The sequence below is a fragment of the Variovorax paradoxus B4 genome, from assembly GCF_000463015.1.
Taxonomy (GTDB): domain Bacteria; phylum Pseudomonadota; class Gammaproteobacteria; order Burkholderiales; family Burkholderiaceae_C; genus Variovorax; species Variovorax paradoxus_E.
In genome coordinates this window covers 4929531-4942702 of sequence record NC_022247.1, presented here as the reverse complement: position 1 = coordinate 4942702, position 13172 = coordinate 4929531, and the positions used below count along the sequence as shown (strand labels likewise).

Below are 13172 nucleotides of genomic sequence, written 5' to 3'. Positions count from 1 at the left end.
TTAGCTAGTAGAAACCTGCAAACAATAGCTCCTTGACCATGGCTCCCGACTTCGCCTTCCACTATCTCAGCTCGCCTCTTGGGGTGGGGCTCCTTCTCGCGATCCTTGTGCTCCCGACTGCCTTCGTTCGCGGCGTCGCCAAGCGGTCATTCCAGCGATTGGGGCTTCGCTTGATCGCTCAGGGCTACTGCGCAGTCATCGCTGCGAGTTTCGTGCTGTCAGTGCTTGTGGTTCTCCTCGGCGGAGGCAGCATGGAAAGAGCCCAGTACGTGTTCATCTTGTCTCTCATCTTTGTGCTGCCGTTAGCGTCGTGTGTTGTGATGCCCATCTCCGTTGGCCTTGCTCGCGTGGGTGCAGCGACGGTTGCGCTGATGGCCGCAGCTGGCGTCATGTCGGCGCTCGCTCTTGGGGCCTTGAAAGCCGCATATCCTTCAAACGAATGGGGCCGCGCGCATCGCTTCGAAGCGTTTATCGACACCACCCTCACAGTCGGTGCCATCGCGACTGTCGTGTTCTGTGCTTTCGCTCTTGGCGCGCGAATGCCACTCTGGCGCTTCCCACCGCGCCTACCTGAGGGATCAGAAACGACGTAGCCTCAAGGCGGAATTCGGCCAAGACCAGTCGTTCGTGCAAGGGCACAATCCGGTCAGGAGGTATGGGCGCGAAGCGGAAGTTCGTAGCGCTCGATAGCTGCCGTTCAATTCCCGCATGGTCGCGCAATATGGCACCGGGTACGGTGCGCACGCCAGAATAGATGGTCATTGCCTGTCAAAGGAGGAGCCCTGTCTTGCCTTACTCCATGATTGTTTTCGTCCCCCCGGTGTCTGAAGACGATGAAGCTGCTGTGGAAATGATCCTCGACTATGACGACGATCCCAAAAACGAAGGGCTTCCACTCGATCGACGCCTGCATGCATTGATTGATGAGCTTGCGCAGATCTACCCGCGCTCTGCGTCTCTCCCGCCGGAGCGGTGCGACGAATGCATTTGGGCGGAGGAGCCGCTGGAGCTGAATGGCCGTGGCCGTCTGTGCCACTTCGCCCTTTCTGGCCGACACGACATCGATCCGCTGATAGAGCGGATTTCAGAAGTAGCTCTCCGACGTGGCCTCGTCGTCTTCGATCAGGATCGTTTGCGCAGACCGTCCAAAGCGGACTTTGGAACAGATACCGACCCTGGAATTCTGCACTGACGGCGACCTAACAGGTCAAGAAGGGGCCGTAGCGCGAGCGCGGCAGAATGCTCCGTTGGCAGCACTCGGCCACAACCAGTCGTTCGCCGTACCGGCACAATGCGACGAAATCCGGCCGTGCTGTGGCCGGGAGGCGTTATGAACGACCCAGTTCGCATCAAACAGCTTTCATTGGCTCACGCGCATCTCCGCTCTGCAAAGCGGTACGTTTCCCTGCGCCTGCCATTGGGCATACCGGACAACCATGTCGCTCTGGCGGAGGTCGAGAAGAAAGTTCCCGAGGAAGTACTCGTCCAGTGCATGGACCTCCTGGCGGCGTGCGGTGTTCAGGAGTGCCCCCGAGGCGGCTTCTGGCGAGATATGGAACGAGCGGCTGAGACGCTTGGTCACATGGAGCGAGCCTCAACGTACCGTGCCCGCTTCCTATTCACCCTGGGTAGTCCACCCGACGAAACGAGCGGGGTACGTGATGGCTAAGATTTCCGTCTCGGGGCACGAAGCTCTGAAACGACGACGGGCTACAGTCGGCCAAGTCCTGACGCTCACGAACGACCGCTCTACGGAAGTTCAACCGATGGGGCGCCGTCCGGCTCGCGATCTGGCGGTTCAGCGCCCTGGCTCAGTCGCAGATCTCGTAGGGGTCGTCCACAGGATGGCCGGCTAGAAGATCATGGATGTGGTCAGGCAGTCGTCACCGAAGACGTTCTTAGCTGCGCTCGCCGGCCACGATCTCGTAAGGTCGATTCCCGGGATCGATCGCACGAAGATGGGCTGGATGACCCGGCCCACTGCTCGCAGCCCCGCCTCCAGGTCGGCCATCTCGTCCGGGTCGAAGCATTCGCAGGGGTCCTTACCCTGCACGATGCGGCGCAAAGCCAGGGTGAGGCTGACAGGTGTGGGCATGGCGGCCCCGGTGTGGATGAAACCATGCTCCCGGGGAGCAATCCGCGTTCACGGGCGCGCCCACTTGCCCCGCTGCCAGGGGACAATCAGCGTCCAGAACGCCTCAAGCGAGCGGGCGACAGACCATCCGTCATGGAGCGGCCCCGATGCAGGCTAGCGTCTACAGCACGAGAGGCGCTCCGGCACGAGACGGAGAACTAGGGAGATCGGATGAGGATTGCACGCCTTGCGAAGGCCCACGGCTATCGCATTTTTCGGGACTTCAGCTGGCCGGCGACGGGCCTTCACGACTTCAGCCGCTACAACGTCATCTACGGATGGAACTGTGCGGGGAAGACCTCGCTGTCCACCATCTTCCGGCACCTCCAGCGCAAGCAGCCGCTTTCCGAGGGCCAGGTGCAAGTGCTCGTCGACCAGGCGATCGTCAACGGCGCTGACTTCGGCACCGCGCCCCTGCCCGCGTTGCGCGTCTTCAATCGGGATACGGTCGACCGCAGCGTCTTCGAGTCCGCCGGCCAGCAACTGCCGCCCGTGTTCTTCCTCGGGGAGGATGGCGTCGAGAAGCAAAAGCAGATCGAGCAGCTCACGATCAAGCTGAACACGGCGCTGGAACAGGCGGTCGAGCATCGCGGGGACGAGGCCACCGCCAGCACGGCTTTCGAGTCGTTCTGCTCCGAAGAAGCCAAGGGCATCAAGAACCTGCTGACGGTCGCCGGCGGTGGACCGTACAACAACTACAACGCTGCCAACTTCAAGGCGGACCTCGCGAGCCTCGCCCAGGCCAACCCCGAGCCTGCCATGCTGTCGGAAACCGACCGGAGTAAGCACCTCGACGCGAGGAACGCCGCCATCATGGACACCGTCGAGGAGCCATCGGTGGGTTTTCCCGATCTTGTTGATCTGACCAACAAGACGCGAGCGGCGCTTGAGCGCTCCGTCGTGTCAAAGGTGGTGGATCGGCTGGCAGCCAACCCGAGCCTTGCCACCTGGGTTGGCTCCGGCCTGACCCTACACACCGGGGAGAACGCGACCGACACCTGCGAGTTCTGCGGCGGCCCGTTGAAGCCCGAACGCGTCGAGCAGCTTGAAGATCACTTCAACGACGAGTTCAAGCGATTCCAGTCAGAGCTTGGCCAGTTGATCGCCGAGGTCCAGAAGGCCCAAGCGTTTCAGAAATCGCTGGAGATCCCGCCCAAGGAGGCGCTTTACGCCAACCTGCGCACCGCCTACGACGAGGCGCTCAAGTCCCTCAACAGCCAGGCGAGCATGATGTCGTCGGCGCTGGATGTCCTGCTTCGAGCACTGCACGCCAAGCGGGATGAGCCTTTTAAGAGCATGGAGCTGATGCCGTTCATCAGCAGCCACAAGCCTGATGACGCACCGGCCAGCGGGTGGAAAACGCTCTTCCGTGGCCTGTACACCGGCATGGCGGTCGTCGGCGCGGCGCTCGGGCAAACCGCGTTCGCGAAACTCAGCGAGTTGATCACCGAGCACAACCGCCAGACCGCGAACTTCGAGACCATCGTCGCTAACGCGAGAAAGTCGCTGGCCCGCGATGAGCTGCTCCGCGCCCTGCCCGACTGGAGGACGAGATCCGCCGCGGCCTCCACCGCGACTGCCGATCAGAAGACTGCGACGGATACCGCCAATGACCTCAAAAGGCAGATCGCCGCGCTGGAGCAACAGGTACGCCAGCACCGGCGGCCCGCCGAGGAGCTGAACAAGGAACTGGCCTCGTACCTCGGGCGCGACGAACTGCGCTTCGATGTGGAGCAGAACGGCTACAAGATCATGCGCGGCGACCAGCCCGCGCTGCACCTGAGCGACGGCGAGCGTACGTCCATCGCGTTCCTGTATTTCCTGAAATCTCTTAAGGGCACCGACTTCGATCTGGAGAACGGCGTCGTTGTCATCGATGACCCCGTCTCCAGCCTCGATGCGAACTCCCTCTTCAGCGCGTTCGGCTACATGAAGGCCCGGACGGCTGCGGCGGGCCAGCTGTTCGTCCTGACCCACAACTTCACGTTCTTCCGTCAAGTCCGGCTCTGGTTCGACAAGCTGCCGCAGCAGAACAAGAAGGATGCCGTGCTCCACCCCGCGAGGTTCTACATGTTGTCCACGGAGGTGAAGGACGGCACGCGCGGCGCGAAGCTCTCCGAGCTAGATCCCCTGCTCAAGGGCTACGAGTCCGAGTACCACTACCTCTTCAAGCGTCTGCAGGAGGAGTCCAAGAAGCCCAACGCGCCGGCGCTGGAGGCGTACTACGCGCTGCCCAACATGGCCCGACGCCTGCTTGAGGCGTTCCTCGCCTTTCGGGTTCCTCACCAGACCGGCGACCTCTACAAGCAGCTCGACGCCGTCGACTACGACAACGCCGCCAAGACGCGCATCCTGCGGTTCCTGCACGCCTTCTCGCACCTGGACCAGATCGCGGATCCGGAGCACAACCCGTCGATGCTGGCCGAGACGCCGTCGGTGCTCAGGGATCTGTTTGCCCTGATCGAGCACAGTGACGCGGCTCACTTCAAGAGTATGAACGACCTCGTCGCGAGCGCATGAGGCGCCCACGCCCACCGTGGTCGTTGGCGCCCAAGGGACAATCAGAATGCCGAACGACCCAAGTGAGCGGATGACCGACCAGCAGACCCGGAACAACCACTACGTCCCGCAGTGGTACCAACGCGGCTTCCTCGCCCCGGGCCAGTCTCGTCTCTTCCACCTCAACTTCGATCCGGACCGCAAGACGCTGCCTGATGGCCACCAGGTTCCGCGCAAGGCGCTCCACGAATGGGGCCCTGTGAATTGCTTCGTGGAGTACGACCTGTATTCCACGCACTTCGGCTCGATCGTCAACGACGACATCGAGAAGCACCTGTTCGGCGCCATCGATGACCAAGGTGCCAAGGCGGTGCTCGCCTTCGCGAAGGGCGATCACGCCGACGTCCATGACTCGTTCGAGGACTTCTTCGAGCACATGGCCGCGCAGAAGCTACGCACGCCCAAGGGGCTGGACTGGATCCGATCGTGCTACGGCAAGTTGGACCAGATCGACCTGATGGTGGAAATGCAGGCCCTGCGGACCATGCACTGCACGATGTGGGCCGAGGGCGTGCGGGAGGTCGTCTCGGCGGCTGACTCGGACGTGAAGTTCATCGTGACGGACCACCCGGTGACGGTCTACAACCCGCAGATCGATCCCACGGCGCCGGACTGCGCCTATCCGTTGGACCCGATGGTGGCGTTGCTTGGCACGCAGACCGTGTTCGTGCTGGACGCCAACACGTGCCTGATCTTCACGCACCTCGAATATGCCAAAGCGCCCGACCGGCAAGACCTGACGCGCCTTCGCACGAACGCCCGGCACCAGGGCATGGGCATGGTGCGCACGGACGCGTTCATCCGCGACCGTCGCCTGACCCGCGACGAGGTGATCGCGATCAACCACCTGCTCAAGTCGCGCGCGAAGCGCTGCATCGCGGCGGCCCACAAGGATTGGCTTTACCCTGAGCGGCGCTACCGCGGCACGTGGACCGAGATCGCCCAGGTGCTCATGCCGAAGTCCGACCTCTGGCAGTTCGGCGGCGAGATCTTTGTCGGCTACAAGGATGGCAGCTCCGGGTACTGGGACGAACACGGCCGCACGTCCAAGGTCCACGAGTTCCTGACCCGCAAGTCGCCGCGCAAGAACATCGCGGCCAACGACTACTGCGGCTGCGGCAGTGCGTACCCCTTCAAGGACTGCTGCCAGCGCCTGCCCTTCGCCGAGCGCCCGCCGTGGGAGGTCTACGGCCTGCGCGAGCGCAACCTGATGTTCTGCAATGTCGTCACCGGCATCCTCGGCATGCAGGATGGTGCGACCTGGGATGACGTGCGCCGCACCCTGAGCGACGACCAGGTCCAGCGCATCAACGGCGCCTTCTCGTCCCTCTGGCCTGACGACACCGACCTCGCCGCGCTGCTGCCGCGTCCCCACCCCAAAAAGCTGCGCTCGGTCTTCCTCGGTCTGGCCGATCCACGCACGGTCGAAGCCGCGGTGCTGGGCTGGCTGCCATACGTCGATGAGATCGTGCTCGTGAACCCGTTCTTCGTGGCGCGGAACTTGAAGCCCGAGTTCAGTCCCATCGACTCGCCCGCCGGCCACAAGATGCAGACGCTCAAGAACGTTCTGCTGCTGTTCAAGCTGGAGCCGTACATCCGTGCCGGCCTCGTCCATTTCGTGCCGGATCCCGGCGAGGTCTGCGCCCCTCTCGGCCAGCACGTAAGGCAAGTGTTGACCCGCCGCACCGCCGGGTGGAAGCCGCCCGAGGGCGGCCTGCACCAACGGCTCAAGCTCGCCGAGGACGAGGGTCGCCGGATGATCCGGATGCTGCCGCAAGACTCCCTGCGCCGCCACATTGCCAAGCACGCACCCGACGCTGGCGACGCGATGGTGGATCAGATGGTCGCGTACTTCCGGCGCCAGGCCGAGGCCGACCCATACCTGCTTCTGCAGCCGCTGGCCGTGGGAGAAGCCGGTGCGCAGCACCAGATCTACAAGGGCCTGAACCTGGAGTCCGCGCTCTACCTGGCCACTTTGACCGGATCGGTGATCCACGTCGATACCGACGCTCACTGGGAACAGCTGCTGATGGACGCACAGCCCGCAGGCGCGGCGTCACAGCACGGCTGGGCGCCCGTTCGACAGGCCCTGGCGGCGATCACCTTCCCGGTGGACCTGAATCCGGTCCGCGTGGCTGAGCGGTTGACCGAGCGAGAACTGCCGCCCATCAATGCGCTGCTGCGACGCCTGGCTGATTCGGTCGTGTCCCCGGGAAAAGGCGCCACACCCCAAGCCCTGGCCACGCAGCTGCGGCAGGCCCGCGGCAAGGCTGAGCGCAAGGATCCCGCTATCGACGACAACAACCTGCTCACAGCGCGGTTGGAGCTGCATGTGCCGCCGGCGGGCTTCTTCCGCCACGAGGTGCAGCGGCTGCTGGTGATGTTCGCGGGCGCGACCCGGCCCCGTTCGGTGCCGTATGCGCTGCGCCTCGTGTTCGATGAAGCCGACGACGCAGATGCTCCGGAGCCGGCCAGTGGAGCTGGCGGAATCCCCGCCCCACACGCAGCGTTGCGCCGATAAAGTAGAGACCGCAGCCCACCTTGAATTGCGTGTGTACTGTCATTTCTACGGCGCGCATCAGCGCGAGCTAATCTCTGAACGGCAGGTTTTAGGCGCCCAGTCCATGCAACCCGAGGGCTGGAATGGGCCCGTTGCGGTAGTTCGCCAATGCAGAAAGCAGACATCAACCTCAATGGTCGCGGCGCGCGGCTTAATTCGGCTGTCCGCGATACAGCGGAGTGAGTCATTGGCCAAGGGCTCTTGCGTCGCCCAAAGCAGCTATACGCGTCCGTGAGAGTTGTCGCAAGAATCCCGCCGTGGAGTCAATCGCAAGGCTGGAAGCGTACGCACGGGGGAACGGCGCGGATAGTAGTCAAGAAGTTTTCTCCATCGATGCGCTCGGCTCGAAACTTTACATGGGTGCCCTCGCGCAACCCAGCCAGAATCGATTTGTCGCGAACACTGAAGCGCAGAGTCGTGAACGGCAAATTTGCCCGCGGCACGACCTTCAAGTGCACATATACACGCGCACCTCCATCTTCCTCGGTCACGGAGCGAAATGTGGCGCGCGTCTCGACCGGTGCGACTTCCTGCGCCGCTGCAACGGATGGGGCGGACGACTCTGCTAGTTCGCCCTCGTGTTCCCGAGTTGCCGCCACCACTAGCTGCAGGAGGTACCGTTGCGCACGACCGATGCTCCCATCGTCGTACTCCCCGGCGGTCATCACAACCACCATGTCCAGGGAAGGGACGATGAACAAGCGCTGGCCGCCGTTGCCCTGTGCTGCATGCCAGCGGACCTCCTTGCCGCGGACAAATACATTCCCGGACCACCAGTGGTAGCCGAACTCCTCGCCCGCAGCGCAAGGAGAAAGCAGCGTGCGCACCCAGGCCTGCGGAACAATCTGCCGACCCTGCCACTCGCCCCCTTGCAGCATGAGACGCCCCAGCCGCGCGAGGTCACGCGGACGCAACCGCAGACCGGTGAATGCCCGTGCGCGGCCACGCAAGTCTCCTTCCCACTCCCAGTCCCGGATGCCGAGCGGCGTGAACAGCCATTGACCGGCGTACTCCTGCAAGCTTGAGCCGGTTTGTTTCTCCAGGAGTTGTCCTAGCACGGCGGAGAGTCCGCCGTTGTAGTTGAACAGCGTTCCAGGGGGCGCTGCGAGCGGCCTTTCAAACACGTAGCGGGGGCGGTTACCCCGCCAGAGGAGACCTTTCTCGTCATTCGCCCAGCGGCTATAGCCGCCGCTTTCGTCCCAAGTCAGACCGCTGCGCATGCAGAGCATGTCGGCCACCGTGATGCGCTCGCGACCACCGCTGCGCAGGTCGGCCAGGTCAGGCAACAGGTCAAGAACGGGGGTGGTGAGCGGAGGGACGACGCGACTGCCATCGGTGATGCCCCAGAGCACAGCCACCACTGACTTCGTTATGGAGCGGACATCATGGAGCTGGTCTTTATCGAACTGCGTCCGGCTTGCCCATATAGAGTAGGTGGACCGGTCCGCTCCAGTTCTATAGGCATCGATCACTAGTTTGCCGTGACGTTCGACCACAAGAGCGTGCCGATTGCGCGTGCTCTCAACGAAAGTCCGCACCGCATCACAAAGAAGGTCGGGACTGAAACCCGCGAGACGCGGTTCCTGTTCGATGCTCCAGCCGTCGCGGCCAGGTAGAGGTGTGCCGCAAGGTTCAGCCGTAGCCGCACGCCCCGCTGCGGATGCGCCACACAGGGCGACGAACATGGCAAGCGCACCCAATCTCAAGCGCAAGTGACTCTCCTCCATAGGCGCCGCGTGACTCCGGCGGAACTCCTCGGCCCGACGCCGATGCTCATGTCTGCTCCTGGCCGATAGTGTTGAAAAACTCCCTCGGGCAAGTCTTGGCCGCGTTTTCGAGGGTACTTCGCCCCTTGCCGTGGGTGAGATCGTCGATCCTAGGCCGTTCTATGAGGTCGATTTTTCAATCACCGCAGGATGCCCAGCAACCTTCGAGTTTTTCAACACAATCGGCCGACTGTAGCCTCACGACGACCGGTCAGCGCAAAGGGCCCGAACGAGACATTCCGGGCTGCTCCAAAGCAGCCGCACGGCGAGCCGCAACTACCGCTCGCTCGACAGCCCGCGGCTACCCAAGGGAGATGCCCTTGCCCACCATGCATTTGTTGAACGCGTAAAGAGCCGGCATCTCGCCTTGATAGCACACGCTGTTTTGCACGCGGCCGGAAATGGGGTTGTAGTGGGCATCGAAGCTTTGGTCATCGAGCCATCTGAATATTGTGGGGGTGGGACGGCTCGGCCGACCTGCACACAAGCTTCGATGGCAGCTTTCAGGGTGGCGATTTCCTGTGGCCCCAACGCTGTTGGTGACGGCGGCACGCTCGGCGCCTTTGTCGCTTGCGTTGCCTGCATTGTTTCAACGGCAGCAACGCGGTCGTACATGCCCGTTGCTGCCGCCGCTCCCGCAAATCGACGATCACTGTGTCGCCGCCGATTTCCGCGGCCTGGTACCGGCCGTCGGGCGAGGTGAATGCGTAGGCCGCCACTTGCCCGGACAGATGTGCGATCAGTGCAACGGACGGATGAAGCCTGGTCATGAGGAAAAGAGACGAGGAAGGCGTGAGCATGACGCGCGCTGCCGTCGGATAAGCTGCCGGCGCTCCTCCCCCGACTGTTCCTTCCACCCGTCCTTGCGAACGCATTGCGCATGTCGTCCGAAGAAACCCTGCGCCGCTGGCGCCTGATCCTCGGCCGCTATGCGGCGCAACCCCTGTCGCAAACGCAGTTCTCGGCGGGCGACTGGAAGCTCGACCAGGCGCTCGAATATCTCTACGGCCGTGAATACGAAGGCCGCGGCCTGGCCCGGCCGAGCGGCGGGCCGGGTTCGCTCGACCCGAGCCAGTTGCGCGCGGTCGACTGGCTCAACCGCTCGCGGAGTCTCTTTCCGCAAGAGGTGTTCGAGCGCATGCAGACGCAGGCGATCGATCGCTACCAGCTGACCGACCTGCTCTCCGACCCGGCGGTGCTGCGCTCGCTCGACGCCACGCCCGGCCTCGCCAAGGCGCTGCTGGGCATGCGCGGGCGGCTGTCGGGCCAGATGCGCGACGCGGTGCGCGAGGTGATCCAGAAAACCGTCGACGAGATCACGCGCAAGCTCAGGAACGACTTTGTCAACGCGCTCGTCGGCCGGCGCAACCGGATGCGGCGCTCGCACATCAAGAGCGCGCAGAACTTCGATGCGCGCGCCACCATCGCGGCCAACCTGAAGCACTACGACGTGGAGCGCAGGCAAATCGTCATCGAGCATCCGCGCTTCAATGCGCGCGTGAAGCGCAACCTGCCCTGGGACGTGGTGCTTTGCGTCGACCAGAGCGGCTCGATGATGGATTCGGTGATCTACAGCGCCGTCATTGCCGGCATCATGAGCTCGCTGCCCGCGGTGCGCGTGAAGCTGGTGGTGTTCGACACCAGCGTGGTCGATCTCACGCACCTCGCGCACGATCCGGTCGAGGTGCTGCTCACGGTGCAGCTCGGCGGCGGTACCGACATCGGCCGTGCGGTGGCGTATTGCGAGTCGCTGGTGGGCAACCCGCAGCGCACGGTGTTCGCGCTCATCAGCGACTTCATGGAAGGCGCCGCGCCCGGGCCGCTCCTGGCCGCGGTGCAGCGCATGGCACAGTCGCGCGTCAAGCTGCTCGGGCTGGCCGCGCTCGACGAATCGGCCAACCCCGTGTACGACCGGCAAATGGCGCAGCGCCTGGCCGACAAGGGCATGCACGTGGCGGCCCTCACGCCCACGCATTTCGCGCAGTGGCTCGCGGAAGTGATGAACTGATGGCCTGGTACGACGGCTATCGCGCCTACGACGACGACACACTGGCCACGCTCGCCAACCCTGGCTTGCTTCGGCGCGCCGCAAAGGACGTGGAGGCGGGCAAGATCGCATGGGCAGAGCAGGGCACCGAAGCTGGGGTGGTGACGGCCGACGGCCAGCGCGTGCAGCTCGATGCACGCGGCCCGCAGCAGGCGCGCTGCGACTGCCCGGCACCGGGCATCTGCAAGCACATACTTGGCGCGGCGCTGTGGCTGCGTGCATTGGAGCCGGTCGCGCCAGGCCGGCCAGCCGGCGCGCGTTCAGACGAGCAGCAAGACAGACAGGCACCGCCCGGTGCCGACCCGCTCGCGGAAATCCTCGCGCTCGATGCGGCGGCGCTTTTCAAGGTCGCGGGCGTGGCTGCCGTGCGCCGCGCCGCAGCCGCCGCCAGCAGCGTCGTCGAATGGCGGGTGCAGGGCGGCGCGCTCGTCATGGACTTGCCCGAGCTCGGCGCCTCGTGTCGCTGGGTGGCGGGCGCGGGCTATGCGGGCATGGTGTCCGAGGTGCCTGCCGCGGAACGCAAGGCGGTGCACCTGATCGCCATTGCCGCGCTGCGCAGCGCGCACGGGCAGCCCTTCGCATGGCCCGAGAGCGCGCGGCCTGCGCCGGTCGAAGACACCGTGCGCCTCGGCGAGCGGGAGCGTGCGTTCCTGCTGCAGGTGGAGTCGATGCTGGAAGAGCTGCTGACAGGCGGCCTCTCGCACGTGAGCGAGTTGACGTCGGCGCGCCTCCTGGCACTCAACATGTCCGCGCGCGGCGAAGGCTTGCCGCGCCTGGCCGCCTTGCTGCGCAACCTTGGCGGCACGGTCGACCTGCTGGTGCGGCGCGACCACCGCGCCGAGGAGCGCGACGCCTTCGCGTTCATGGCGCGCATCCATGCACTGTGCGCTGCGCTCGCGCGGGCCGAGGGCGAACTCGCCGTGGCACTGCGCGGCCGGCTCAAGCGCGACTTCGACGAATCGGCCGCTCTCGACCTGCTGCCGCTCGGTGCGCACTGGTGGCAGACGCGCGGCGGCGCGCGCGGGCTCACCGTGGCGTTCTGGGACTTGGCGGGTGCGCGCGTGCTGCAGGCCTCGCTCGCACGGCCCGATGGAAGCGACACCGCCTTCACGCGCAGCAGCGCATGGTCCGCAAACGCGCTGTGGTCCGGCGCGGGCGCCGCGCAGAGCGTGTGCGAAGCGGCCCTGCGCCTCGAACACCCCCGCCTCGCCGAAGACGGCCGGCTGGCGCTCGGCGGCGCCACGCGTGCCCAGCCCCTGCCTGCGTGGACGGCCGACGACCCGCGCCTGAAGTCGATCGGCTGCGGCAACTGGTCCGAACTCGGCGAGGGCCTGCGCGCCGCCACCGGCCTTGCGGCCGAGCCTTTCGATGCAGTGCTGCTGCGGCCTTCGGACACGCGCCCGCCCGTGCTCGACGAAGCACAGCAGCGCCTCGACTGGCTGGTGCAGGACGATGCGGGCCAATGGCTGCGGCTTGACATCCCCGTTGGCCCGGAGCACCGGCAGCGCATCGACAACCTCGACCGCCTCGCCGCGCGCCGTGCCCCAGTGCATGCGGTGCTGGTGCGCATCGAGCGCTCTGCCGCGAGCACCGAACTCATGCCCATCGCCGTGCTGAGCAGCAACGCGAAGAAGGCGCTGCAAACGGTGTCGCTCGACTTTGCCGACGAGGTTGCGCGCACCACGTCGCTCGCCAACCGCATCCTGCGCATGCTCGAGGCACGGCAGCAGCAGCGGCAGGCGGCGCCCGTGGGTGCGCCCACGCTGGCGGCGCGCCTGCTCGCTCCAGTGACAGAAGTGACCGAGACGCAGGCCGCCACCGGGCGCATGGCACTGACCGCGGCACAGCGGCAGCGCCTGCACGATGCACTCGACCGCGCAGGCTCTGTCGGCCTGGAGGTGCTGTCGAGTGCGCTGCGCACGCACCTTGCTGCGCCGGCCGCGGTGCCGTTGCTGAAGCTGGGCTTTCTGTGCCAGTTGCTTGGCGAACTCGACAGCTTGCCGGAGCAAAGGAAAGCGCAGCCGGCTTAGAACCTTTGGCTTCGGTTGTTCTGCAGGCCGCGAACTGGCCGAAGCGTCACGCCCACCTGCCAAAATCAGCGCGCAG

Annotated in this window: 9 protein-coding genes; 6 read left to right on the top strand and 3 right to left on the bottom strand. The window is 64.9% G+C overall.

The window, feature by feature from the left end; all coding sequences use genetic code 11:
- The first annotated feature begins 38 nt into the window (after positions 1-38).
- Positions 39-593: a hypothetical protein gene (locus tag VAPA_RS23090; protein ID WP_021009197.1), complete on the top strand. Its 555-nt coding sequence runs from the start codon at positions 39-41 to the stop codon at positions 591-593.
- A 194-nt stretch (positions 594-787) separates the two neighbouring features.
- Positions 788-1192: a hypothetical protein gene (locus VAPA_RS23085; RefSeq protein ID WP_155248089.1), complete on the top strand. Its 405-nt coding sequence runs from the start codon at positions 788-790 to the stop codon at positions 1190-1192.
- Positions 1193-1360: 168 nt separating this feature from the next.
- On the opposite strand, the gene VAPA_RS23080 is transcribed toward VAPA_RS23085, so the two are convergent.
- Together VAPA_RS23080 and VAPA_RS23075 are read right to left on the bottom strand one after the other, a co-directional pair.
- Positions 1361-1582, bottom strand: coding sequence for a hypothetical protein (locus VAPA_RS23080; protein ID WP_041946209.1), 222 nt, complete (start codon positions 1580-1582; stop codon positions 1361-1363).
- 270 nt (positions 1583-1852) lie between these two features.
- The gene (locus tag VAPA_RS23075) at positions 1853-2095 is read right to left on the bottom strand and encodes a ParB N-terminal domain-containing protein (protein ID WP_021009193.1); all 243 of its coding nucleotides are present in this window, start codon (positions 2093-2095) and stop codon (positions 1853-1855) included.
- 210 nt (positions 2096-2305) lie between these two features.
- On the opposite strand from VAPA_RS23075, the gene VAPA_RS23070 reads away from it, so the two are divergent.
- Together VAPA_RS23070 and VAPA_RS23065 are read left to right on the top strand one after the other, a co-directional pair.
- Positions 2306-4654 (top strand): AAA family ATPase, encoded by a 2349-nt coding sequence (locus VAPA_RS23070; protein ID WP_021009192.1) that lies wholly within the window; start codon positions 2306-2308, stop codon positions 4652-4654.
- Positions 4655-4700: 46 nt separating this feature from the next.
- Complete coding sequence (locus VAPA_RS23065) at positions 4701-7214, top strand: DUF4238 domain-containing protein (protein ID WP_021009191.1); 2514 nt, start codon at positions 4701-4703, stop codon at positions 7212-7214.
- Positions 7215-7516: 302 nt separating this feature from the next.
- Here VAPA_RS23065 and VAPA_RS23060 read toward each other — a convergent pair whose 3' ends face one another.
- A complete protein-coding gene (locus tag VAPA_RS23060) occupies positions 7517-8938 on the bottom strand; it encodes a serine hydrolase (protein ID WP_230558918.1) in 1422 nt (473 codons plus the stop codon).
- Positions 8939-9899: 961 nt separating this feature from the next.
- On the opposite strand from VAPA_RS23060, the gene VAPA_RS23055 reads away from it, so the two are divergent.
- On the top strand, positions 9900-11027 hold the full coding sequence (locus VAPA_RS23055) for a VWA domain-containing protein (RefSeq protein ID WP_021009187.1): 1128 nt from the start codon (positions 9900-9902) through the stop codon (positions 11025-11027).
- On the top strand, positions 11027-13096 hold the full coding sequence (locus tag VAPA_RS23050) for an SWIM zinc finger family protein (protein ID WP_021009186.1): 2070 nt from the start codon (positions 11027-11029) through the stop codon (positions 13094-13096). The genes VAPA_RS23055 and VAPA_RS23050 overlap by 1 nt, the downstream gene beginning before the upstream one ends.
- The last annotated feature ends 76 nt before the right edge of the window (positions 13097-13172 follow it).

Excerpts from the sequence above, each read along its gene's own strand:
- VAPA_RS23075 (WP_021009193.1), bottom strand. The coding sequence starts at position 2,095 with ATGCCCACACCTGTCAGCCTCACCCTGGCTTTGCGCCGCATCGTGCAG.
- VAPA_RS23065 (WP_021009191.1), top strand. The coding sequence starts at position 4,701 with ATGCCGAACGACCCAAGTGAGCGGATGACCGACCAGCAGACCCGGAAC.
- VAPA_RS23050 (WP_021009186.1), top strand. The coding sequence starts at position 11,027 with ATGGCCTGGTACGACGGCTATCGCGCCTACGACGACGACACACTGGCC.
- VAPA_RS23055 (WP_021009187.1), top strand. The coding sequence starts at position 9,900 with ATGTCGTCCGAAGAAACCCTGCGCCGCTGGCGCCTGATCCTCGGCCGC.
- VAPA_RS23070 (WP_021009192.1), top strand. The coding sequence starts at position 2,306 with ATGAGGATTGCACGCCTTGCGAAGGCCCACGGCTATCGCATTTTTCGG.
- VAPA_RS23060 (WP_230558918.1), bottom strand. The coding sequence starts at position 8,938 with ATGTTCGTCGCCCTGTGTGGCGCATCCGCAGCGGGGCGTGCGGCTACG.
- VAPA_RS23090 (WP_021009197.1), top strand. The coding sequence starts at position 39 with ATGGCTCCCGACTTCGCCTTCCACTATCTCAGCTCGCCTCTTGGGGTG.